This is a genomic window from Seleniivibrio woodruffii, assembly GCF_029267515.1.
GTDB lineage: Bacteria > Chrysiogenota > Deferribacteres > Deferribacterales > Geovibrionaceae > Seleniivibrio > Seleniivibrio woodruffii_A.
Window position 1 is genome coordinate 472,757 of the sequence record NZ_JAJUIS010000001.1, and the last position, 22,701, is coordinate 495,457.

Genomic DNA, 22,701 nt, shown 5'->3' on the forward strand with positions numbered 1-22,701 from the left:
TAATTTTCTGAAGAACCGGAGGAGGCAATATGAAAAAGTTATTGACCTGCTTAATGATTATGATAGCTGCATCAGCGATGGCGGACAGTCTTATGCAGGACACCTACTATCTCGACAGTATTACTTATGAAGATACGGCATATTCAGGCGGAACAGATACTCTGGACAAGACCGACGCAAAGGTTGTTGAAAAAAACCGCAGCAACAATATCGCGGATTTCATTTCAAAAGATCCTGAAATTTCCATGAAGCGTAAAGCTGCGTTCGGCGACAGCGGTGACGTGCTTTCCATAAGAGGTATGGAGAGCAAGCGGATACTCCTCAATCTGGACGGCAGAAGCATAAGCTCCACAGGTAACGTCGGCGGCAACTATATAGATTTCGGAACTATCCCGCTGGACAGCATTGACCGCATTGAAATAATCAAGGGCGGAAGCTCTGCGGAATACGGCAACAGCGCCCTCGGCGGCGTTATCAACGCATACACGGCACATCCGGCAAAGGAGCCCGAACTCAGCATTTACGGCACCCTTGGCGGATGGGACAATGCCGACGATTTCCACAATGTCCGTGCTGCATATTCACAGCAGTTCGGGGCTGTTGGGGTCAGTCTCGGTGTCAGCCACCAGCAGGCGGAGGAATACCTTCTCAACAACGATTATGAATCGTTCCATATCGCTCCCAAAGTCTATCTGAAAACACCTTGGGATGGCGGCGAACTGGTGTTCGGCTATAACTATACCAAAACCAGGCGCGGACTTATACGCACCAACCGTGCGGACGGCGTTCCCGGAAGCGATTCGGATCCCAATCTTGCAGGATTCAATACGAAGATATACGGCGATTATCCTCTTTCAAGCGGGGAGACATTCGCAGGAGGCACGCCGACACCATCAATGACTGTTATAGGCGACGGCGCATACTGGACGAAGATACGCCAGCTGCTCGATGTGAAATATTCCCAGTTCTTAGGGCAGAACGTTTATGTGGAGGCATCTGCATATAAAAACATTGAGGACAGGACAGAGAAGAACTATGCCGACATAGAATCAAGACTCCTTGCCCAGACAAGTCCCATGGACAATTTTGATGCGACAGAAACAGCCGAAGGCGACCTTGTTTTGGACAGGGACGTTGAGGTTGACAGGAGCTACGGGTTCAAACTGAAAACGGAGATTACTGCCGGAAGCCATTTTATCGTTGCGGGCGCTGAACAGAAACACCTGAAATCCGGCGGCATTGATGTTAATTATGTCGATACCAACTATAACAGCGCGGTACAGAACGGCTGGAAAGGTACTATGTCTGATTCCGGCGGAAACGATGCCCGTACGGATGGACTTTTCATCTCCGATGCTTACAGCGTCACCGAAAGGCTGACTCTGAATTTCGGTGCGAGATACGATGTTTTCGATTCCGACGTGGAGGGAGCCGACTTCACGGAATCTGCGGTAACCCCGAAACTCGGCGCAACTTATGCTATAACCCATTCGGACAAGGTTTCCCTGTTCGTTTATCAGAACTACAGAACGCCCACGCTGCCTGAAGTCTACTGGAACTCACAGTCAAATGCAGGGCAGATAGCGTATCTTGAAGGCGGGCTTAAACCTGAAAAAGCAAATGCCATCGATGCAGCGTTCAGACACAGTTTCTCCCGTGATGAATTCATTCAGCTCTCAGCCTATTACTATGACGTTGACGACTACATTATGCACAAGTCTGTCCCCGTTTCGCTGACATCTACAAAAACGTCGTGGGCGGCATACAACGCGCAGGCGAAATTTTTAGGTTTAACGCTGACAGGCGCACACGGCATAACCAAAAACCTTTCCGGTAATTTCGGCGTAACGTATCAGAAAACTGAGAAAGAGGATGACCCCGCAGATCCCGACAATAATCTTGAAAAGGTGGACTATATTCCCGACTATAAGGCACAGGCGGGGTTAAGCTGGAAGATAACCGAAAAGACGTGGCTTGATGTTGGCGCAACGTACATCGGCGAAAGGGAATATGCAATCAACGCCGAAGACGTTGCCACACTTGACAGCTACACCACGTTTGACGCCAGCATAAGACATAAGCTGACCGAAAAGCTCACCCTTGAGCTGTATGCGGACAACATAACCGATGAGGACTATGAGGAATCGTGGGGATATCCCGCACTTGGATTTAACATGGGGGTAAGTGTGAAATGGACACTTTAACGAAAGATCAGCAGGTGAATTTCTGGGACAATAAGGCGCAGACCTTTCCCAGATATGAGGATAAAGAGAATAACTACGAATCCGGTATGCTGGACAGGATAAAACGGATGGGCGTGGTGTTCAAAGACGCAGACGTGCTGGACGTTGGCTGCGGCAGCGGTATGTATACCATCCGCATAGCCAGAGAGGCGAAAACCGTCACGGGTACGGACATCTCCGGCGAGATGCTGCGCATCATGAGTGAGGATGCGAAGGCGTACTGCGTTAACAACATAACCACTGTGCACACCGACTGGGCAGGCTTTACACCTGAAAGGAAATATGACGTTGTTTTCTGTTCCATGACACCCGCCATTCAGTCCGACGAGGCGAGACGCAAAGTCACAGACTGCTCATTGAAAAGCGCAGCATATATGGGGTTCGCAGGAAAAATGGATTCCGCAGTGCTGAACGGACTTTACGGAAAGTTCGGCATAGAACAGAGAGATTTCAGCGATTCATACAAAATGAAAGAGTGGCTGGATCGTAATAAATACGCCTATTCGGCGGAGGTTGTTGACGGCGAATGGGTGGTTGTGCGCACTCTGGATGAGATGGCGAAGAACGCTTACGACATGCTTTCTACATATAACGTGCCTCTGGATGCACAGTATATCAGGGAATACGTTGAACAGTTCAGAAACGGCAAGGGCGAGTATATCGACAGGACGAAATACCGTATAGAGGTAATCGTATGGCACGTTTAACAATCATCCTGCTGATGCTCTGCGCTGTTTTTTCAGCACAGGCAAAAACAGTTACCGATATGCAGGGGCGCAAGGTTACGGTGCCGGACAGGGTTGAAAGGCTGATAGCCCTCGGCAGCAGCATGAGCTTCGTAACATATATGAAGGCGCAGAACCTTGCAGTAGGTGTTGAGGATATTGATAAGCGGGCTAATTTTCCTAAGCCGTATATCTATGCGAACATGGAGATGGTAAAAAATCTGCCCGTGGTGGGCAGGGGCGGTCCTGCGCAGAGCTATAATGTTGAAGCCATCATCGGTCTTAAACCGGACGTGGTGTTTATAAATGCCGAAGACGGAACCGTTGCCGACATGCTTTACAGAAAGCTGAAGATACCTGTTGTTGCCGTGAGCTACGGCAGAGGCTCTTTCGATCTTAAAACCTATATGCAGTCCATCACCTTTACAGGTGAGGTGCTTGGCAGGCAGAAGCGTGCTGCGGAGCTTAACGCGTATATAAAGAAGATAATAAGCCGGCTTAATATTGATGTTCCGCAGAAAACTCAGGCATATGTCGGCGGTATAGCATATAAGGGGTTTCAGGGGATAGACAGCACGGCGGGTGATTTTCTGCCGTTCAATATTGCTAAGATTTCAAACCTAGCCCATAAAGCTGGAAAAAGAAGCCAGATGTTCGTAAATAAAGAATTTATCGTGAGCATTTCGCCACCTCTGGTATTTCTGGATGCGGAAGGGCTCACAGTCATGCAGAAGCAGTTCAGGGACGACCCGCAGCTTTTCGGAAAACTACCCGCTTTCAAAAATGGCAGAGTATATCTGATGCTGCCCAACACCGCGTATTACGTTAATCCTGAAGTGATGCTCGCAAACTCCTTTATGGCGGCGAAAGCGGCTTATCCGCAGAAATATGCAGACATAGATCCTGCCGCTGAGGCGGACAGGGTATTTACAGCGTTTGTCGGCGTGCCTTTGTATAAGCAGTTTGAGAAAGATACGGGCGGCTACCGTAAGGTCGTGCTGAAAGATGGCGGGCTGAGAACGGAACCACTTGGAAAATGAGAAAAGAGGCAGTTTTTTTCACCGTTATGGCTGTGCTGCTTTTCGCCGCCACTGTGACGGGGCTGCACAGGGGCGAGGGAGGCGGTTCGTGGAGCGATACCGTTTCCGCACTTTTTCTGAGCGGCGACAACAAAGATCTTGAATATTTTATATATTATCTGCGGCTGCCGAGGATAACAGCAGCGGTGTTCACAGGCATGAGCCTTGCGGTGTGCGGGGTTATATTGCAGAATGTGCTGAATAACCCGCTCGCCTCATCGTTCACACTTGGGCTTTCTCAGGGTGCGGCTTTCGGGGCTGCATTTTCGATAATAGTGCTCGGTGCGGGCAGTACGCAGTTTACAGGTTCCGGCGTTGTGCTCGGAAATCCGGGCTATGTCGCGGCGGGCGCTTTCGCGGGTTCGCTGGCGGCTTCCGCAGTCATTCTGCTGTTCTCGTTCGTAAGGGGCATGACACCTCAGGGTCTTATACTGGCAGGTGTTGCGGTCTCCTCCTTTTTCGGAGCCTGCACGATGCTTCTGCAGTATTTTTCCACGGACAGCCAGCTTGCGGCGGCTGTTTTCTGGACGTTCGGCGACCTTGGGAAGGGAGGCTGGACAGAGGCTCTCACAATGGCGGGAGTCTGTCTTGCGGGTACGCTTTTCGTGCTTAGATACAGCTGGGACTATAACTCTGTGGCGTGGGGTGAATCCTATGCGGCGGGGCTTGGGGTCGAGGTCAGAAAGGTGCGGGTGTATTCGCTTGTTGTAACAGCGGTTATGGCGGCTTTTGCCACTGCGTTTTACGGTGTCATAGGTTTCATAGGGCTGCTAGCGCCCCACATGGTGAGGCTTGTTTTCAGACAGGCGGGGCACGGATTTCTGATACCTGCCGCGGGACTTCTGGGGGGCGTGCTTCTGCTTTCGGCGGATATTGCGGCACAGGCGGTACTTTATCCGACGGCGCTTCCTGTCGGAGTAATAACCTCTTTTGCCGGAGTGCCTGTATTTCTTGGGCTTCTTTTGCGGAGGTCGATTAAAAATGCTTGATGTCAAAGATATTTCATACAGCCTGAAAAACGGTAGAAAGATACTTGACGGTATAGGATTCAGTGTGGGGACTGGGGAACTTTGCGCAGTTATAGGTCCTAACGGTGCCGGAAAGTCTACGCTGATGAAGGTGATTAGTGGGCTTATTAAGCCTGAGAGCGGCTCAGTAGGCTATATGGGCAGTGAACTTACGTTGCTCAGTCCGCGGGAGCGCGCAAAGGTTGTGGCGTATCTGCCGCAGGTGACAGATGCAGTTTCCAGCTCGGTTGCGGATGCTGTTTTGCTGGGCCGAAAGCCTTATATAAGCTGGTATCCGTCAGCAGAGGACAGAGCAAGAGTGGCGGAGGTTGCCGACAGGCTGGGGCTGACCCATATGCTTGAAATGAATGTCACGGAGCTTTCCGGCGGTGAGCTTCAGAAGGTGCTGATAGCCCGCGCCATTGTGCAGGAAACTTCCGTTCTTATACTTGATGAACCGGTTAACCACCTTGATGTGAAGAATCAGATAGATATAATGGAGACCACGCGACAGCTTACGCAGAAATCCGGGTTGAGCACACTGGTTGTGATTCACGACCTTAACCTTGCGCTGCGCTATGCGGACAGTATTCTTCTTCTGGACAACGGCAGGCAGGCGGATTTCTGTCCGTGCATGGGTCTGAAAAGCGAAGCCGTTTCCGATGTTTACAAAATACCTATGTGTATTCGTGAGATAGACAGCAGGCTGTGCGTTGTCTACTGAACGTGTTTCGCCGTTTGGTTTACCCCTGAAACAACTCCTACCCTGTATTGCAGTACAGGACAACAACCATTAGCATGTTAAACATGGCAAGTAAATAAAAAAAGTGAGCTTGGTAATTAATCATATGATTAAATAATTGACGGTTTAATGTATGTATATTTTTGAGTTGCCGTGAAAAAAAAGAAGCTCCGGCAGGAACGCCGGAGCCTCAGGTGTTATGCTTTGAATTTGCTTACAAGCCCTTCAAGCTGACGGCTGACCCTTGTCATGCTTTCGGACTCAGCGACAAGGTTGGAAACTCTGTCGGTACTGTTTTTTGCGATATGAGAAACCTCGGTGATGTCGTCCGAAATTCCGCGTATTATAACGTTCTGTTCTTCTGCGGCTGCTGCAATCTGGTTTATCTGAGCCGCAACCTCTGAAATCTGGGAAAGTATGACAGTCAGGTTTTCGCCTGCAGTGTCCGCCTGTGTGGAACCCTCTTTGACTTCGGCAACACGCTCTGACATCTGGCTTACGGCGGTATCCGTATCCTTTCGGATCCCCGAAAGCATCGCCTCTATCTCTTTAGTGGCTGTTGCACTCTTTTCAGCCAGCTTCCTCACTTCGTCCGCGACAACTGCGAAACCGCGTCCAGCCTCACCGGCTCTTGCTGCCTCAATGGCGGCATTCAGTGCGAGAAGGTTTGTCTGATCTGCTATGTCTTTGATAACAGAGATTATTGATACTATCTCGTTAGATTTTTCATCCAGCTTGCTGACAACTTCCGATGTTCCGGCAATTCTGTCGGATATAAGCATAAGCTGATCGACTGAATCGTTGACAGCCTTTATGCCTTTTTGTGTTGTGTCTGTTGTATTGTTGGAGGCCGCTGCCGATATGTGGCAGCTTTTGGCTATGTCGGTGGATGTTGAAGTCATTTCCTGAGAAGATGCAGAAATGCTTTCCGATTTGTCCGAAAGAACACGGAAATCGCCTATTACAGCGTCAACCATGTTGTTTATTGTGTCTGTGGAGGACTGTACCTCTCTGGATGCACTTTTTATCTCTATGACTATTTGGCGGAAATTCGCAATGAATTCGTTGAGTTTCTCCGCGACCATGCCGATTTCGTCTCTGCCCGTATACCCGAACCGCACTGTCAGATCCGTGCCCATGCCTGCAAAGAAATCTCCAAGCTGTTTCACAGGTGCAATGAACATTCTGCGCAGAACAAACATGATGAACGCAACCATGATCAATATCATGAAACCGCTGATAAGAAACATGAACTGTACTGCGTTTATTAGTGTCGCCGTTCGTGCGTCAAACTCTGCTCTGGTTGTTCCGACAAGAGCCGCACCGTAAACTTTTCCATTTGCGTCCTTCATCTCATGGAGACCGTAAAGAGCCTCGTCGTTCAGAGCTTTTCCGGTTCTTTCCAGTTCCTCAAAAGGAGCTTTCTCCGCCCATGTCACAGTTTTGTCGCTGAACCATTTTTTGTTCGCAGTCAGATATTTATCGCCTATTTCAACATCGGAAGCCTTTTCCATGTATGCGGCAGTATCCACAGCGTTTTTGTCAACAAGCAGAATGAAGAAGTTTTTTTCGTTTTCAAACTGTCTTGATATGCTTCCGACACCCATGGTCAGTTCCATTATGCCTATGAAGCGTCCGTCTTCGGAAAATATGGGTGAGAGCGCGCGCAGACCCATTCCGGCTTTTCCGATTTCAACTCCGGAAACGGGGCTTTTTGTTTCGACAACTTTCTTTACCATGGAACGGAATGAAATGTCGTCGCCGCGTTTCGGGTCGAAACTACGGTAAAAGCTGTGCATGTCCGCTCTGATAAGATGAAATCCTGTACCTTTAAAATCCACTGAATGATATTCCTTTTCTATCAGGGCAAGTTCTTTGACAGCCTTTTTCGGATCCCCGGATTCAAGAGATTCGATGATCTTTCTGTTGTGGCTGAGCGTTATTGAGAGCGTCTGGATTGTATCCAGCTTAATCTTAACGGCATTTTCGACGCCTTGAGCCATTTCGGCTGAAAATGCGGCAGCTCTTGTTTCCCTCAGATTGTGCAGGAAAATGAAGTAGTATGCTCCTCCCGCAGCAAGCATGAGCGCGAGAAGAATCAGAATGAAGAACAAAAGTTTTGAAGAAAGAGACCTGATCATTTTAACCCCGATGTTTTTATTATCGAGCCTATTTGTGCTGATGTGCAATTATTTAAATAGAAAAATATATATATTTGTATCCGTATAATTTAGCGGCATCTGTTTAATTTGTCAATCATGAAATTATCTTTTTAGTAATATAGATGAAGCTATGCGTTACGTGTGCAGGCTTTTAACTTTGTTTAAATATGTGACCGGTCGAGACTGTATCCTTTTGCAAAATGCCTCCCCGCATGTACTATGAAGTCCTCCGCTGACGGCGGCATATATCTGCCCTCCACCCAGGAGAGCCATATGCCCCTTTCGCATTTGAAATCGCTTATGTGCATGACAGAAAGCGACGTCATTCCTACCATCCCCAGCCACGAAGCGGGTATTATGGCGTTGCCGAACCCCTGCCCCGCAAGCTCGCAGATTATCTCCGGCGTGGTGCACTCGAAAGATATTTTAGGGTTGATTTTCATTTGTTTAAGAATTGCATCTGTTATCCTGCGCAGCCCCGTTTCGTATGAATGATAGACCAGCGGCTCGTCCGCTATCTCAAGCAGGCTGGCGGATTTTCTGCCTGCCAGTCTGTGATTTTTCGAAACTGCAATGAGTATCTCGTCGGACGCCTGTCTCCGGCATTCCACCCCTGGTTCGTCTATGGGCATGATGGAGACGCTCAGGTCTATGTCACCGTCAAGAAGGTTTTTACGTATCATTTCATGGTTTGTTATCTGTATCAGGTTGAACAGGATATCGGGATGGGTTCCAAGGAAATCCGTGAGCAGTTTTGGCATGATACGCGCTACTGTGGAACCGATTATTATGCGGTTCTGTTCCAGCTTTGCCATATCCTTCAATTCCCTCTGTGCCTGCTCCATGTCGCTGAACATTCTGCGCACACGTTTTTCGAATATTTTTCCGTAAGGGTTCAGCAGAATTCGCTTACCCTTCCTTTCGAAAAGAGCCATGCCCAGATTCTCTTCCAGTCTGGATATGGTTTTGCTCAGCGAAGGCTGGGTGATGTTCAGCTCGTCCGCCGCATGGGTGATGTTTTCGTGTTCCGCAACCGTCAGGAAATATCTGAGCTGAATATGTTCCATAAATCACCTTATATATAACTTTAAAGCTATATTATCATGATAAAATATGTATTTCAAATTATTAATCAGCGGTGATATTCTGTCAGAAAAACATAAGGGGACTGACCATGTGGTGTAAAAGGATAATGGTTGCTTATGACGGTTCCGCTGCGTCCGACAGCTCTCTGGAACGGGCGATTGCTCTTGCGGAAACGTGCAGTGCCGAGATTATGGCTATTCATGTGGTTGTCGGCGCTCCGTCAGCCGAACTTTCAGAAATTTACGATCAGGAATGTGAAATTGAGGAGCGTGCGCTCGCCATCCTCAACAGATTCAAAGGAAGACAGAAGTTCATGATGATAACCGGTATCTCGCCTTCCTACGTTATTCTTGAACAGGCGGAGAAGACCGGCAGTGATCTCATTATGATGGGAAGCCGCGGTCTTACGGGTATCAAAGAATATTTGGGCAGTGTCAGTCACGGCGTTGTTCAGCACGCAAGAGTGCCTGTTATGATAATTAAGGAGCAGGCTGCTATATGACCTCCGGTGTTTTCACAAAGGACTTTATTCTCGGCGCATCGGTTAATTTCTTTCTGATGCTCGGCTACTATATCCCCATGATGGTGATGACGCTTTATGTCACCGATTCCGTCGGCGGCTCAATCGGCGAAGGGGGACTGGCGGCGGGGCTTTTTGTAATCGGAGCGCTGATATCAAGAATGTCCTGCGGAAAATGGATGTCATACACGGGCAGGTGGAACCTGCTTTTTTACAGCACTGTGGTCTGCCTTGCCGCGGTGCTTTTGTATTTTTTCGCGCACAGCCTTGTTATGCTTTATGCCGTGCGCCTTGTTCACGGGATAGCATACGGCGCAGCCGCCACGGCGGTTGGAACCATTGTCGCCGGAATGATACCTCCGGAGCGAAGAGGCGAAGGGCTTGGGTATTATCTGCTCAGCATCACACTAGCTTCGGCAGTGGGACCATTCATCGGAATGGTCATAATCTCCCGCTGGGGATTTAAAACGATCTTTGCTGTGTGTACGGTTGCAGCCCTGATATGTGTGGTTCAGACGGCTTTCATGGGCAGGGACTGCAAAAAACGTCCGGTGTCAGTGCAAACGACCGCACACGGGGGGCTGTCGTCATATTTCGAATTTGCCGCCGTTCCCATCAGCTTAGTGTGTCTTGTTATGTATTTCTGCTACTCAGGCGTTATGGCGTTTATCACTCCTTTTGCGAAACAGGAGGGGTTTACAGCCGCCGCGTCGATGTTCTTTGTTGTTTACTCTGTTGTTATTCTGGTTTCAAGACCCTATACGGGCAGGCTTTTCGATACCAGAGGTGAAAATATCTCCATGTACCCGTCCTTTGTCGCAGTTGCAGCGGGTATGTGTCTTCTTGGAGTCTCAAAGGGCGCTGCCGGTGTTCTCGCATCGGCGGCGCTCATAGGCTTCGGTATAGGTGTTGTGCAGTCCTGCGGTCTCGCGATAGCCGTTAAGCTGACCCCGCCGTCGAGACTGGCTCTGGCAAACTCCACCTTCTATTCGTTCGTGGATGCAGGTGTCGGCATAGGACCTCTTATTCTGGGTCTTGTTATCCCTTTTACCGGATACAAGGGGATGTATTTTCTTCTGGCTGCGGTTGCTCTTCTCTGTATGCTGCTCTATTATTTCATACACGGAAGAAGTGCCGGACAGCCGCAAGGCGTTGAGGAGACGGTTCCCCAGACGCTGTGAAGTTCTTCAATTTTTAATGCACCCTGACGGACTTTTTTGTTATTATTAACCATACTTAAAAAAGTGCGGAGCAGTGATGCGGATATTGATTGTTGACGACGAAAAGGAACTTGCGCAGCAGATAAAACAGGCGCTTGAGGAACAGCGGTATACGGCGGAGACCGCCAGCGACGGCGAAGAAGCGCTTAACAGACTTTTCGACGTTCCGTTCGATCTTGTAGTTCTCGACATAATGCTGCCTTTGCGCGATGGGCTTTCGGTTTTGAAAGAGATGCGCAAGGCAGGTATAAAGACGCCTGTTCTGATGCTCACTGCAAGAGACAGCACAGTGGATAAAATAAGCGGACTCGATCTTGGCGCGGACGACTATCTTACGAAGCCGTTTTATACGGACGAGCTGATGGCGCGTGTCAGAGCGCTTTTCAGGAGATCAGGCAATCAGGCGGACAGCGTTATTCAGTCCGGCGGGCTGAGGCTGGACACCGTGAGCCGCGAAGTGACCTTGAACGGCGCACCGGTGGAGCTTACCGCGAGGGAATTTTCAATCCTGGAGTTTCTTCTTTATAACAGGAACAGAGCCGTTTCACGATTCAGTCTTGCAGAGCACGTATGGGGTGATGATTTCGACCCGTTCAGCATGTCCAACTATATTGACGTTCATATGAAAAATCTCCGGCGAAAACTGGGCGATTCCGCTCAGGGTTCCGTCATTCGCACCATAAGGGGCATGGGCTATATAATCAGGGATGAACAGGAATGAGCATACGGTTTAAAATATCCATACTCATTGCGCTTGCAGGTTTTCTTTCGGGATTTATCTTCTCTGCATGGATGATGCACGAGGTTATCCATGAATATACTGAGAGTGTTGACCACGACCTCAAAATGTTTTCAGAGGAGGCGGAGCGCGCCTTTTTTGAAGACAGTCCTGATGAAATATCAAAATATGACAGCAATAAATACTGGATGGAGATATATGAAAGCGGAAAAGACACTCCTGTTTTCCGGACGGAACTTGCAAAGCGGCTGACCATTGCCAAACGCTCATCCGGACACTGGAATGAAAGTGTAAAGGTTGACGGTAAAGCGCCATATGCCAGGCAGAGCCGCGACGGCACATCATTTTTTCACATGCGCATGAAAGAACTCAGTCATAACGGGATAACATACGTTGTTTATACCGGTGCGCCGGTGGAATATATGCGCGGTGAGCTTATAGAGCTTACGGCAGGGCTTGCAGGCGGACTGGTGCTTGCTTTGCTGCTTTATTTCGGAGGCAGCTATTTTCTTGCCGGAGTTATACTTAAACCCGTCAGAGAAATCAACGACAGAACGAAAAACATCACTGAAAAACACCTGCATATGCGGCTCCCATTCAGAGAGAAAGGGGGAGAGAATGACGAGTTTAACGAACTTGCAAAAACGCTTAACGGGCTTTTTGACCGTCTTGAGAACGCGTTTAAAAGACAGAAACGGCTTATTGCAGACGTTTCACATGAACTGAAAACGCCTCTCAGCGTCATGCGGCTGGCAGCGGATGGATTGCAGCGTAAATTTGACGCTTCAGGAGCCGACATCCCCGAAGAAGACCTGCGCCGCCTTTCAGATCAGGTCATGCGTATGGACAGGCTGGTTAAAGATATCCTTAATCTGTCGGCACTTGAGCTTACTGGCTCGGTAAGCACAGAACAGGTTGATGTTAAAAGCATTATAGAGGTTCTGGCGGAGGACTACCGTATCATCGCGGAAGACAGAGGGATATCTGTTAACTGTATGCTGTCTGCCGGTCTTACTGTTAAGGGAGACGGGAGTAAACTGACGCGAGCAATTTCAAACATTCTGGACAACGCGGTTAAATACAGTGATGAAGGCGGAGTTGTGCAGGTATCCGGCAGACGCGGGGACGGTTCTGTGGTTATAGAGGTGACCAACGGAGGATGTGTTATACCCGAACAGGATACGGAAAAAGTATTTGAGGAGTTCTTTAGGGTGGAGCAGTCCAGAGCTTCCGGATATGGCGGCGCGGGGCTTGGGCTTGCAATCGTTAAAAGAACTGTGGAACTGCACGGAGGAATCGTTACACTCGAAAATTCGGATGAAAAGAGAACTGTCGTAAAAATTATTCTGCCGTCAGCCTGATAATTCATCAATTCTTCATGTTCAATGGAGTATCTGTGCTCCATGAATATGAAAACATCAAACAAAAACGGAATATTTCTATTAATTATCCTCGCGGTGTTCACCGGAACTTTTGCATACAGAAGCGTCATTGATGTTGATATCATGGAGGCGCGCAATTTCGTTGCGGCAAGGGAGATGGCGGACGGAGGAAGTCTGCTTATACCCACCATGAACGGCGAACTGCGCCTTGCGAAACCGCCTCTGCCCACATGGCTGACCGCCGCCTGTGTAGCGTATGCCGGAACGGACAACGCAATGAGTATCGTTCGGGTGCCCGCAGCTTTTGCCGGGCTTCTGATGCTGGCGGGGGTGTATGTTTTCGCCCGCTTTTTCAGCGGCTCCGAAGACGTGGGATTCTACACTGTGATTATCCTTTCAACAGGTTTTCTTTTTATGCTTATGGCAAGGAAAAATACATGGGACATATACGCTCATGCCTTTATGGCTGCGGGGCTTGCAGCCATTGTCTATGCACACGCGGAAAAGGTGAGAAATGCACTGCCGCATTACGCTTTTGCCGGGCTGATGTTTGCCGGATCGTCCATGAGCAAAGGTCCCGTGTCATTCTATACAGTTCTTATACCTCTGCTGTGCGCCGCCTGTTTAACATTTTCACCGCTGTTGTTCATCCGCAGATATTACGGCAGAATACTGCTGTGCGCCGCCTTTACGGTGGTCTTCTCGTCCCTTTGGCCTCTGTATGTTTATCTGCATGAAACACATGCCGTCATCAACACCGTTTCCGCAGAGAGCACTGCATGGGTTAGCAGGCATATGAAACCGTTCTGGTATTATGTACAGTTTCCGGCAATGCTCGGAATCTGGTGCGTTATGCTTATTCCACTGCTCTTTCCGAAATTTGCATATAAAAGAATAGACCCCGTCAGAGCGAAATTTTACCTCATATGGCTTTTTTCCGCTCTGGTCCTTCTTTCTGTGATTCCGGAAAAAAAGGACAGATATCTGCTGCCTGTCGTTTTGCCGTCCGCTTTTCTTGTGGGCGAATATCTTGCAGGTCTTGTTAAAGAAATCCGGCTGGTAAAAGCCGACAGATATATAGTGAATTTATGGGCTTTTCTGGGCGTTTCACTGCTTTTCGGTGCTGTGGCAGGCACTCTTTATCTACAGATATCGAAAGGTTATGTTTCATGGGTGCATTTTGCCGTTTTTTGGCTTGTTTCGGCGCTTATTCTGTATTTTTCAGTGCAGAAGATAAGAAAGAGAGGTGCAGTAAGGGCTATTCCATATGTGATAGCCTGTATGTGTCTTACGTTTCTTCTGGCGGCACCGTTTGTTAAAAGATCCGGTCAGGATTTCAGAGTTCTCGAAAAGATCAGAAACGACAGGGTTTTTTCGCAATATAAAGTTTTTTACGGAGATCTGGGCATAAAAGAGGTGTGGGCAATCGGCAGAAAGGTGCGTCCTGTAAATGAAATGCCTGCGGATTCCGCGGACGCAGTTTTCGTTACAAGCGAGCAGGACGAAGTGCCGGCAGAGTTTGCTGGAAACAGGATTGCCGTATATTCCTCAATAGGCGGCAGAAGCTGGAGCTTTTACAGACTTGGCAAGCAGGACGGTGAACTGAAGGAACTTATAATCGCCCGCTCTGCCGCTGTGCACGAGGACGAGCAGTAGACAGTTTTGTATAAATTCCTTGAATCACCACGGTTTTCCGGTTATTGTCTTTGGAAACGCTGAAAAAAAGAAAGGATTTATCTATGTCATCAATGCCTAAATGTCCGCAATGCTCTTCTGAATATACCTATGAAGACAGAGGACTTTTCATATGCCCCGAATGTGCCCACGAATGGAGCGGCGAAACGGAACAGACTGAAAATTCCGGTGAAACAGTCGTTAAAGATGCGAACGGAAACGTTTTGCAGGATGGGGACAGCATTACAGTTATCAAAGATCTGAAAGTCAAAGGCTCTTCGCTGGTTGTCAAGGTCGGCACAAAGGTCAAAAACATCCGTCTTGTGGACGGCGACCATAACATCGACTGCAAAATTGACGGTATCGGCGCTATGAAGCTGAAATCCGAATTCGTCAAAAAACTGTAGAAATTAATTGAGACATCACGACAGGAACTGACGCTTAATGCCTCCATAATAATGTTATTAGGAGGCTCGTATGATAGAGATGTTTTTTATCATTGTATGCTTGTTCATTTTTAGCAGCATTTTTCTGGCTATTGTGATGTATGCCGTAATCGCAGTCTTTTACATACTGAAATTTTCTCTTCCGCTATTCCTCAGATTGATTCTCTTTGTCTTTTTTGGTCTTTCAGTGATAAAACCGGACAATCGCAAATCATTTGACGGCACATATGTGGTCAAATATCTTAAATGGAACGATGGGGACGGAAAAGTGTATTCGACTGATGATAAAGGAGTTAAGCCTAAAAAGATGTATTACGGCTTCAAAGGGGAAGAGTTTTTCAGTAGTTTTGAAATTGAACTTCCGGATTCAGAACCAATTAACGAATGTCTGAGAGGCAGGATGGTTGAAAGCGGAAAAGCTGTATGCAGAGTTGAAGGCTGGTTTACTTTGTTCTGTAGTGGTTCCAGTACATACCCGAACGGTAATATTTTGGATTTTGAAATAAGAATACAGAAAATCAGCAATAGAATAGTCGAGGAATTTTTCAAAAGTGAGGCGTCTTGAAAAGCTGATGCCGTAATAATTATATTGGCGGAGGTGCACAGGAATCGAACCTGCCTGACGCACAAGTACGTCACAATCGGTTTTGAAGACCGCGGGGGACACCAGCACCCCATACACCTCCATTCGTCATTCTATCATTTTACTCAATGAAAACAATAGGCATTGATTTTTATCATATTCAATCGGACTATGCGAATATTTTATGCGGTAGTTTTCTGACATTTTTTATGTTCTGAGATTTGCATGTGTGCGGATTTCGAACATCTCCATATTTATAACATATTGGTAAACATCTTTTATATATTGGCATGACTATTGCGTATATATGGCGTCCTGAGAAATTTATTTTAAAATAGGAGATGTTTATGTTTGATGTGACGAGAAGAAGTTTTGTGAGATCAGGTATTGTTCTAGGCGCAGGTCTTTCTCTGGGGCTAACAGGTTGTTCATCCGATGACAGCAGTGGTGAAACGGCAACAGAGCCGGCTACCGGAAACAGTCTGAAAGTTTCAGAGACGACCCCTTCCGGGAGTGCTTTTGACTCAATGTATGTTCTCAACGGAACGCCGGCAATAAAGGCATATGCCGCAATGGATTCTGCTGTTAAGACAAAAGAAGTGTCCGCTCTTGCCGTTGGCAGTGTGCTTAATCTTTCTGTATTCCATTTCAATGACTTTCATCACCGCCATGTTGTTACAAGTGCAACGAAGGGTAACACAAGGTATATGGCTCAGATGATGAAGATAATCAACGGAACAAGGTACACGGAAAATGATCTTGACAGAGTTATGCTGGTATCCGGAGGGGATGACCATATCGGTACATCATTGGACGAACTTATGGGAACCGATACTTCCACATTTGTGATGAGTCCTGCTTATAAAGCGTACAGTGCGGCAAAACTTGATTTTGCAGTACTTGGCAACCACGAATACGACAAAGGGAGCAGTGTTCTCAAAAAAATGATATCCGACAACGCATCTTTTCCGGTTCTTTCAGCCAATCAATACGGCTCAACAATACTGACCGATGAATATGTTCATGTTGGTGTTATAGGTATTGTCAAAGGAGTAAGGATCGGTGTTATCGGCATAACGACTCCGGAGGAGACAAAAACCGGTCTTGCGGAAGACGCTGGACTTGCATTCGGCGGAGTTATGACCACTCTTAAAAACGTTATTCCTGCTATTAAGAGTGCTTGCGATTTTATTATGATAATTTCACACGTGGGCTTTAACGGAACGGACGCAAACAACACCCGACATGTTATTCCTGAAGGCGATATTGAGATTGCTACATATATGGGCAGTATTGGAGTGCCGTCGATAGTAATCGGAGGTCACACACACTCTGTTCTTAACACAACGGCTCTCAGCGATGTGAACGTTGTTAACGGCGTACCGATATTTCAGGCCGGAAGCTGGGGTGCGTATCTCGGCAAAATTAACTTAAAGTTTGAGAAAACATCTGAAAAACTCAATGTTTCCGTTTCCTCTGCAAGTCTTTACGCCCTTAAACCGAGAGATAAACGTGTAGCATCCACCGCCGACAACTATTCATCATACGAACAGGATTCTGATGTGGACACCGCTTTTCAGACGACGGTTATAGACCCTATGCTTGTCAGTCTCAGTTCCAAGCTGACAGAGGTTATAGGCAGCACATCCGATGATGCAGTGATGTCAACTGAAACAACTATTGCTGACAGATATATAGGTGAATGTGCCATGGCGAATTTCATGAACGATGCCATTGTTGCCAGAAGTAAGACATTCCCTGGAGGCGAGGTCGATTTCGCTGTGTTCAACTCATCCGGTGTTGCGGCAGGCGTGCCTCTGAACGCCCAGCTTACGTTCAATGACTGGTACGCTGTAATGCCTTACGCAGATATAATCCGTATCATAGAAATGACCGGACAGCAGATTAAGGACATGCTTATAAGTAATGCCAAAAGGATTGTCAGAAGTGAAGAGACAACGGTAGATGTAAGCGGATTTATCTCCAGAGGATATCTCCATTTTTCCAGCGGTATAAAATATACTATAAGCAAAGGCGCAGACGCCACTGCAGCAACAGCCAGAGACATCTCTCTGCACGGGTACCCCATAGATACTGTTCTTAGTACAAAATTCCGTGTGGGTTTCAGTGATTATATTGCCGGCGGAAACGAGGGCTGGAAGGGGGCAGAGGTCGGTGCAGGTCTTCCGACCGGAATAATCGGATTTAACATCAAAGCTCTCACATATGACGATACTGGGCTTATTTACAGAAACGAATTAATTGAATACATAAGAACTGTTAAAACAGTATCATCGGCCACAGGAGCGGTTAAGGACGGAAGGGTAACCGTTTCAAACTAACTTTTTGCTTTAGCCCCGTTTCAAACGGGGCTAAAATTTAATACTGAGTGTGCGGTTATGTAACACTGAGCGCTGTAGGCGCACACAGGAGATTCTTGTTAACTATTTGTCATGGATGCTTTTTGCCGGTAAGATATCAATAGTTATAACCGGAAAAATGTTCACATTCCATCTACGGTGCGGTCAGCTATTTTTTGTACCAGTCGTTTTCCATGGGTATGGAAACGATATTCAGGTATTCCCTGAGAGAAGGCGGCATTTTTATTTCGGATGCACTGGTTTTTCCCATCCATTTTTCATACATGATTCTGTACTGACCTGAAAGAACCGACCATCTTATCGTGCTGTTTACGAAATCAAGAAAATCGGAATCGTTCTCTTTAACAATGTATGCGTAGGGGTCATATGCAACCGCTTCATTAAGTATATGCAGTGAGTCCGGGTTTCTGTCAGAGGATTTTATCCCCTGCAGCAGTGACCTGTCGGTTGCATATGCGTCAATTGTCCTGTCTTTTAAAGCATTTATACCGGATGAGATAGTGGGGAAAATTTTTATGCTCCCTTTGTGGATGTGTCCGCTTTTGACCAGATGTTGTATTTCGCTCAGGGTGGATGTTCCTTTCGCACAGCCTATCTTTTTGCCGGTCAGGTGTTTCAGTTTCGTGACACCTGAATCTGACAGTGTCATAAAAGTTGTTTCAGACTGGAAGAAAAAAAGACTGAAATCCACGTTTCTCTCCCTTTCAAAACTGTATGTTGACGACCCCATTTCAATATCGACTTTTCCGGAAATCACTGCTTCAAGACGTTGGTCAGCTTTGACACCAATAGCTGTTATTGTGATTTTTTTCCCGAATCGTTTGGAAAGGTTATTTGCCAGCATGTTTGCCATATCGACAGAAAAGCCTTCATGCTGTTTTGTTTTATTATTGAAATACGAAAATGGATACGCGTCCGGGCGAAACCCTATTTTTAATCTGCCTGATTTTTCGATACGTTCAAGTGTGCTTTCTGCGAAAGCTGTCCATGCAAACAGAAGTGCGGAAAAAATTAAAACCGTAATACGCATAGGGTTATCCTGTCAGAAAATTTTATAATTATTAAACAATCAGATTCATATTAACATGATATTATAACAAAATTGTTAACACATCGGATGCGTTCAGATGAAATTCAGTCACAGAATATTTGCTTTCTATGTTTTTTTTGGTCTTGTTCCGCTTGTGCTTCTCTTTACAGTATCATTTGGCGAATATGTATCTCTTATTGAATCGGAAAGCGAGAAAAAAATGGAAGCGGCTGTAAACGAAGCCGCAGATAATTTTGAACAGAAGGTAAAAGGAGCCGGGGACGCCATTGAGTTTTTGGCGGAAAACGGAGATATCCGGATAGCCTTTTCAGGTTACATGACAGCTCCTGTGAGAGATACTCTTGAAGACAAGCTCAGAGAAGAAGCTGAAAAATCAGGGATTTTTGACAGGTTTGTAATGGTTTCTCTCGGTGGACAGATTCTGGCTGACAGCGCCGGAAGTATAAAGAAAACACGGGTAGTGACACCATCTAAGAGTGAAAATACAATTATTGAAGTCTTTTCAGAAGGCTACTGTATAGTAACTGTGAGAGTAAACAGTTTCCAGGATAATCGTACGCTTGTGGGATATATTCAAGGATATGTCCCCACTCAAAAGCTGACGGAAGCGGTCAAAAGTGCCGAGTTTCCGGTCGGTTCTGCATTAAAAATCGTTGGCAGCAGCGGTGTTGAAATATTTACGGACAGGTTCGTGAATGATTTGCAGATTTACGGAACCGAGCTTAAACCTTTGGGATGGCGACTTGAGGCGGGGATACCCTATCCCGTTATTTACGGAAAGACTGACGAAATTAAAAAGAAAGGAGCGGCTTTTGTGACGGTTGTAACAGCCGCAGCCGCAGTGGGTGCATATTTTATAAGCAGGCGGCTGACTGTTCCAATAGGTATGATAGTTGACGGCACCAAAGAGCTTGCTTCCGGGAATCTGGACTACAGAATAAATATGTCCGGCGGGACAGAACTGAAAAAACTTGCTGATGCCGTTGATATAATGGCGGCACAGATGAATTCAAGACAGAACGAGCTTGCCACGGCAAACAGGCTGGTTGCTCTGGGAACGATGGCGGCAGGAATTGCGCATGAGATAAAGAATCCGCTGGCAGGGTTGAAAGCCGCCGCGCAGGCTATTGACATATTGATTAAAGATGAATCTGTGAAAACTATAAGCAGAAAACTTGAGTCAGAAGTGGATCGATTGAATGGAATTGTTTCGGAGATGCTGGACTTTTCCAGACCCAAACATCCGGTTATGACTCTTTTCCAACTGACAGAAGTTGTTGAAAGTTCTGTGGGGCTGGTTGCAAATACTCTTTTTAAGCGAAATATAAAAACTGAAACAGAAATAGGCGCTTATAAAATATATGCCGATAAAGAACAGGTCAGACAGGTGCTTATAAATCTTCTTCTGAACGCCTCAAACGCGATAGATCATGTTGATGGTGTTATCAGAATAACATCAGGTGAGGAGGGCGGCAGAATTCTGCTGAAAATAGCGGATAACGGCTGCGGAATTCCGGAAGAGTTTGTAGGTAAGATTTTCGACCCTTTCTTCAGTCTTTCGGGAAAAGGAACCGGGCTTGGCATGTCAGTGGTATATTCGCTGCTGAAGCAGAACGATGCTGAAATAGCTATAAACAGCATTGAAGGCAAAGGCACGGAGGTCTGTATGCTATTTAAAGGGAAATATGTATGATTGATATATCAATAGTGGATGATGAAGATGTCCTTACTCATTCCTTAAAGATGACGCTGGAGTACTGGGGCTATAGGGTGACTGTTTTTGACAAAGGCAGCCTCTTCCTTGAACATCTAAAAACAAGCAGTCCTGATATAGTATTTTTAGACATATGTCTTCCGGATTCAAACGGAATAGATGTTCTGAAGGTGCTGAATGAAAAATCACCTGATTCTTCGGTCGTAATGATAACAGCTCACGGAAACGTCCGCACCGCAATAGAGGCGATAAAACTTGGAGCATACGATTATCTTAACAAACCTTTTGAGATGGATGAAATAAAACTGATCATAGAAAAAATATTATGTGAAATACGCCTTTACAGAGAAGTGGAGATGAGGCGTGAGAGAGAATATAAATATTGGGTCAGAGAAAATATGGTTATTTCATGCGGCGCTATGAATGAACTCCTTAAACGAGCAGAAACCGTCGCCTCCGCTGACAGCACAACAGTTATCATGCGCGGAGAAAGCGGAACAGGAAAAGACTTGCTGGCAAAGACAATTCATAACATGTCCGCAAGAGCGTCCAAACCGTTTATTGAGGTTAACTGCGCCTCCTTTCCTGAAAATCTGCTGGAAATGGAACTTTTCGGTTATGAGAAAGGTGCTTTCACAGACGCAAAAACACGGAAGAATGGTCTGATTGAAATAGCTGATGGCGGTACTATATTTTTTGATGAGATAGGAGAGCTTTCTCCTTTTATGCAGGCAAAACTTCTGAAATTTTTGGAATCTCACACTTTCAGAAGACTTGGCGGAGTTAATGAAATAAAGGTTGATGTGCGTGTTATTTCCTCCACTAATAAAAATCTCGAAGAGGCTGTTAAATCCGGTGAGTTCAGAAGTGATCTTTATTACAGGCTGAGTGTTTTTCCTTTGGAAATTCCTCCTTTAAGGGAGAGAGGCGAGGACATTATCCTTCTGGCGGAGTATTATCTCTCATTTTTTGCAAAGAAGTTCGGCAAGCCGGCGCCTTTGATAAGCGATGACGCCAAAAACAGCTTCATATCATACAGCTGGCCGGGAAATGTCCGAGAACTCAAAAACATATGTGAAAGGATAACAATACTTTCAACTAAGCGGGTTATTGCCGCTGCCGATCTTCCGCAGGAGATGTTTGGAAAGGAGGTCTATTTCAGAATGACAATGGACAGAGTCAGCCCGTTCAGCGGCAGCATTGACGATGTGCTTATGGAAATAGAGAAGGAAATGGTTGCCGATGCCATGAAACGCGCAGACGGCGTCAAACAGAGCGCAGCAAAGCTGCTGGGAATAAGCCGCCATGCGCTTATCAGAAAGCTGAAAAGGCTTAATTAGATTTATTTCACCAGACCGTGTATTTTGTGCGCCATCTTGCCCATCTCTTCAAATCCGTTATATTCCTCGTGCTGACGGTCAAATTTAAGCCCGTCGTCCTTTTTTCTGGGGATGATATGAAGATGGGAGTGGAAAACCTCCTGTCCGGAGTCCGCCCCGTTGTTCTGTATAACGTTTATGCCGGATGCTCCTGTCGCTTCTTTAACAGCTGCGGCAACCCTTGCCGTAACCTGATAGATAGCTTGCGCCTCCTCTTCCGGCGTATCAAATAGATTTTCGAAATGCTTTTTCGGCACTATAAGGGTGTGTCCCTTTCTGATGGGTCTGATATCCAGAAAAGCGATGAAGAGATCATCTTCATACACTTTACTGCATGGAATTTCTCCGCTGATTATTTTACAGAATATACAGTCCATAAAAGCACCTCTTCCGATTTACATATTATTCTAGCATATCGCTGTGGGAAAACAAGTTTTAACTATTTCTAATGTGTATATATTTTCTATGTATCAACGTTACGCTTTTGATTAGGTAAAATTTAGGTTAAATTTAGGTAAAATCCTACAAAAAATTAGTAGATTCATTTATTTCTTTATTCAGAAACACA

At 46.5% G+C, this 22,701-nt stretch carries 19 protein-coding genes and 1 tRNA gene; 15 read left to right on the top strand and 5 right to left on the bottom strand.

All coding sequences use genetic code 11. From position 1 onward, the window contains the following. The first annotated feature begins 29 nt into the window (after positions 1 to 29). The 5 genes from Q7P67_RS02155 to Q7P67_RS02175 are packed head-to-tail and all read left to right on the top strand — an operon-like array spanning position 30 to position 5,778. Complete coding sequence (locus Q7P67_RS02155) at positions 30 to 2,204, top strand: TonB-dependent siderophore receptor (RefSeq protein WP_303850240.1); 2,175 nt, start codon at positions 30 to 32, stop codon at positions 2,202 to 2,204. After that, positions 2,192 to 2,950 (top strand): class I SAM-dependent methyltransferase, encoded by a 759-nt coding sequence (locus Q7P67_RS02160; protein WP_303850241.1) that lies wholly within the window; start codon positions 2,192 to 2,194, stop codon positions 2,948 to 2,950. Before Q7P67_RS02155 ends, Q7P67_RS02160 begins: the two co-directional genes overlap by 13 nt. Continuing rightward, on the top strand, positions 2,938 to 4,008 hold the full coding sequence (locus Q7P67_RS02165; RefSeq protein ID WP_303850242.1) for an ABC transporter substrate-binding protein: 1,071 nt from the start codon (positions 2,938 to 2,940) through the stop codon (positions 4,006 to 4,008). Before Q7P67_RS02160 ends, Q7P67_RS02165 begins: the two co-directional genes overlap by 13 nt. Beyond that, positions 4,005 to 5,036: an iron ABC transporter permease gene (locus tag Q7P67_RS02170; RefSeq protein WP_303850243.1), complete on the top strand. Its 1,032-nt coding sequence runs from the start codon at positions 4,005 to 4,007 to the stop codon at positions 5,034 to 5,036. The genes Q7P67_RS02165 and Q7P67_RS02170 overlap by 4 nt, the downstream gene beginning before the upstream one ends. Next, the gene (locus tag Q7P67_RS02175) at positions 5,029 to 5,778 is read left to right on the top strand and encodes an ABC transporter ATP-binding protein (protein WP_303850244.1); all 750 of its coding nucleotides are present in this window, start codon (positions 5,029 to 5,031) and stop codon (positions 5,776 to 5,778) included. Before Q7P67_RS02170 ends, Q7P67_RS02175 begins: the two co-directional genes overlap by 8 nt. Before the next feature lie 215 nt (positions 5,779 to 5,993). Here the strand turns inward: Q7P67_RS02175 and Q7P67_RS02180 are convergent, their stop codons facing one another. Together Q7P67_RS02180 and Q7P67_RS02185 are read right to left on the bottom strand one after the other, a co-directional pair. Next, the gene (locus Q7P67_RS02180; protein ID WP_303850245.1) at positions 5,994 to 7,937 is read right to left on the bottom strand and encodes a methyl-accepting chemotaxis protein; all 1,944 of its coding nucleotides are present in this window, start codon (positions 7,935 to 7,937) and stop codon (positions 5,994 to 5,996) included. Between the two features lie 182 nt (positions 7,938 to 8,119). After that, entirely contained in the window at positions 8,120 to 9,025 is a 906-nt protein-coding gene (locus tag Q7P67_RS02185) for a LysR family transcriptional regulator (RefSeq protein ID WP_303850246.1), read from the bottom strand. Between the two features lie 107 nt (positions 9,026 to 9,132). Between Q7P67_RS02185 and Q7P67_RS02190 the strand changes: the two genes are divergently transcribed. The 7 genes from Q7P67_RS02190 (at position 9,133) to Q7P67_RS02220 (ending at position 15,590) form a co-directional block, all read left to right on the top strand. Continuing rightward, the gene (locus Q7P67_RS02190; RefSeq protein ID WP_303850247.1) at positions 9,133 to 9,546 is read left to right on the top strand and encodes a universal stress protein; all 414 of its coding nucleotides are present in this window, start codon (positions 9,133 to 9,135) and stop codon (positions 9,544 to 9,546) included. Then, positions 9,543 to 10,745 carry an MFS transporter gene (locus Q7P67_RS02195; RefSeq protein WP_303850248.1) on the top strand — a complete coding sequence of 401 codons (1,203 nt, stop codon included), beginning with the start codon at positions 9,543 to 9,545 and terminating at the stop codon, positions 10,743 to 10,745. The genes Q7P67_RS02190 and Q7P67_RS02195 overlap by 4 nt, the downstream gene beginning before the upstream one ends. A gap of 76 nt (positions 10,746 to 10,821) precedes the next feature. Further along, entirely contained in the window at positions 10,822 to 11,505 is a 684-nt protein-coding gene (locus tag Q7P67_RS02200) for a response regulator transcription factor (RefSeq protein WP_303850249.1), read from the top strand. Further along, complete coding sequence (locus Q7P67_RS02205; protein WP_303850250.1) at positions 11,502 to 12,884, top strand: HAMP domain-containing sensor histidine kinase; 1,383 nt, start codon at positions 11,502 to 11,504, stop codon at positions 12,882 to 12,884. Before Q7P67_RS02200 ends, Q7P67_RS02205 begins: the two co-directional genes overlap by 4 nt. Before the next feature lie 42 nt (positions 12,885 to 12,926). After that, positions 12,927 to 14,561 (top strand): glycosyltransferase family 39 protein, encoded by a 1,635-nt coding sequence (locus tag Q7P67_RS02210; protein ID WP_303850251.1) that lies wholly within the window; start codon positions 12,927 to 12,929, stop codon positions 14,559 to 14,561. An 83-nt stretch (positions 14,562 to 14,644) separates the two neighbouring features. Then, positions 14,645 to 14,986 carry a zinc ribbon domain-containing protein YjdM gene (locus tag Q7P67_RS02215; RefSeq protein ID WP_303850252.1) on the top strand — a complete coding sequence of 114 codons (342 nt, stop codon included), beginning with the start codon at positions 14,645 to 14,647 and terminating at the stop codon, positions 14,984 to 14,986. Between the two features lie 70 nt (positions 14,987 to 15,056). After that, the gene (locus Q7P67_RS02220; protein WP_303850253.1) at positions 15,057 to 15,590 is read left to right on the top strand and encodes a hypothetical protein; all 534 of its coding nucleotides are present in this window, start codon (positions 15,057 to 15,059) and stop codon (positions 15,588 to 15,590) included. 25 nt (positions 15,591 to 15,615) lie between these two features. Here the strand turns inward: Q7P67_RS02220 and Q7P67_RS02225 are convergent. After that, positions 15,616 to 15,711 (bottom strand) — tRNA-Sec (locus tag Q7P67_RS02225). Between the two features lie 244 nt (positions 15,712 to 15,955). Here Q7P67_RS02225 and Q7P67_RS02230 point away from each other — a divergent pair. Then, the gene (locus tag Q7P67_RS02230; RefSeq protein WP_303850254.1) at positions 15,956 to 17,950 is read left to right on the top strand and encodes a bifunctional UDP-sugar hydrolase/5'-nucleotidase; all 1,995 of its coding nucleotides are present in this window, start codon (positions 15,956 to 15,958) and stop codon (positions 17,948 to 17,950) included. 187 nt (positions 17,951 to 18,137) lie between these two features. Here the strand turns inward: Q7P67_RS02230 and Q7P67_RS02235 are convergent, their stop codons facing one another. Beyond that, positions 18,138 to 19,019 (bottom strand): transporter substrate-binding domain-containing protein, encoded by an 882-nt coding sequence (locus Q7P67_RS02235; RefSeq protein WP_303850255.1) that lies wholly within the window; start codon positions 19,017 to 19,019, stop codon positions 18,138 to 18,140. 97 nt (positions 19,020 to 19,116) lie between these two features. Here Q7P67_RS02235 and Q7P67_RS02240 point away from each other — a divergent pair, with 97 nt between their 5' ends. Next, a complete protein-coding gene (locus tag Q7P67_RS02240; protein WP_303850256.1) occupies positions 19,117 to 20,733 on the top strand; it encodes an ATP-binding protein in 1,617 nt (538 codons plus the stop codon). Further along, positions 20,730 to 22,094 carry a sigma-54 dependent transcriptional regulator gene (locus Q7P67_RS02245; protein WP_303850257.1) on the top strand — a complete coding sequence of 455 codons (1,365 nt, stop codon included), beginning with the start codon at positions 20,730 to 20,732 and terminating at the stop codon, positions 22,092 to 22,094. Before Q7P67_RS02240 ends, Q7P67_RS02245 begins: the two co-directional genes overlap by 4 nt. Before the next feature lie 2 nt (positions 22,095 to 22,096). Here Q7P67_RS02245 and Q7P67_RS02250 read toward each other — a convergent pair whose 3' ends face one another. Continuing rightward, on the bottom strand, positions 22,097 to 22,510 hold the full coding sequence (locus Q7P67_RS02250; RefSeq protein WP_303850258.1) for an HIT family protein: 414 nt from the start codon (positions 22,508 to 22,510) through the stop codon (positions 22,097 to 22,099). Between the last annotated feature and the right edge of the window lie 191 nt (positions 22,511 to 22,701).

What these genes read in the sequence shown, in the direction of transcription:
- Q7P67_RS02155 (WP_303850240.1), top strand. Translation starts at nt 30, where the DNA reads ATGAAAAAGTTATTGACCTGCTTAATGATTATGATAGCTGCATCAGCG.
- Q7P67_RS02160 (WP_303850241.1), top strand. Translation starts at nt 2,192, where the DNA reads ATGGACACTTTAACGAAAGATCAGCAGGTGAATTTCTGGGACAATAAG.
- Q7P67_RS02165 (WP_303850242.1), top strand. Translation starts at nt 2,938, where the DNA reads ATGGCACGTTTAACAATCATCCTGCTGATGCTCTGCGCTGTTTTTTCA.
- Q7P67_RS02170 (WP_303850243.1), top strand. Translation starts at nt 4,005, where the DNA reads ATGAGAAAAGAGGCAGTTTTTTTCACCGTTATGGCTGTGCTGCTTTTC.
- Q7P67_RS02175 (WP_303850244.1), top strand. Translation starts at nt 5,029, where the DNA reads ATGCTTGATGTCAAAGATATTTCATACAGCCTGAAAAACGGTAGAAAG.
- Q7P67_RS02180 (WP_303850245.1), bottom strand. Translation starts at nt 7,937, where the DNA reads ATGATCAGGTCTCTTTCTTCAAAACTTTTGTTCTTCATTCTGATTCTT.
- Q7P67_RS02185 (WP_303850246.1), bottom strand. Translation starts at nt 9,025, where the DNA reads ATGGAACATATTCAGCTCAGATATTTCCTGACGGTTGCGGAACACGAA.
- Q7P67_RS02190 (WP_303850247.1), top strand. Translation starts at nt 9,133, where the DNA reads ATGTGGTGTAAAAGGATAATGGTTGCTTATGACGGTTCCGCTGCGTCC.
- Q7P67_RS02195 (WP_303850248.1), top strand. Translation starts at nt 9,543, where the DNA reads ATGACCTCCGGTGTTTTCACAAAGGACTTTATTCTCGGCGCATCGGTT.
- Q7P67_RS02200 (WP_303850249.1), top strand. Translation starts at nt 10,822, where the DNA reads ATGCGGATATTGATTGTTGACGACGAAAAGGAACTTGCGCAGCAGATA.
- Q7P67_RS02205 (WP_303850250.1), top strand. Translation starts at nt 11,502, where the DNA reads ATGAGCATACGGTTTAAAATATCCATACTCATTGCGCTTGCAGGTTTT.
- Q7P67_RS02210 (WP_303850251.1), top strand. Translation starts at nt 12,927, where the DNA reads ATGAATATGAAAACATCAAACAAAAACGGAATATTTCTATTAATTATC.
- Q7P67_RS02215 (WP_303850252.1), top strand. Translation starts at nt 14,645, where the DNA reads ATGTCATCAATGCCTAAATGTCCGCAATGCTCTTCTGAATATACCTAT.
- Q7P67_RS02220 (WP_303850253.1), top strand. Translation starts at nt 15,057, where the DNA reads ATGATAGAGATGTTTTTTATCATTGTATGCTTGTTCATTTTTAGCAGC.
- Q7P67_RS02230 (WP_303850254.1), top strand. Translation starts at nt 15,956, where the DNA reads ATGTTTGATGTGACGAGAAGAAGTTTTGTGAGATCAGGTATTGTTCTA.
- Q7P67_RS02235 (WP_303850255.1), bottom strand. Translation starts at nt 19,019, where the DNA reads ATGCGTATTACGGTTTTAATTTTTTCCGCACTTCTGTTTGCATGGACA.
- Q7P67_RS02240 (WP_303850256.1), top strand. Translation starts at nt 19,117, where the DNA reads ATGAAATTCAGTCACAGAATATTTGCTTTCTATGTTTTTTTTGGTCTT.
- Q7P67_RS02245 (WP_303850257.1), top strand. Translation starts at nt 20,730, where the DNA reads ATGATTGATATATCAATAGTGGATGATGAAGATGTCCTTACTCATTCC.
- Q7P67_RS02250 (WP_303850258.1), bottom strand. Translation starts at nt 22,510, where the DNA reads ATGGACTGTATATTCTGTAAAATAATCAGCGGAGAAATTCCATGCAGT.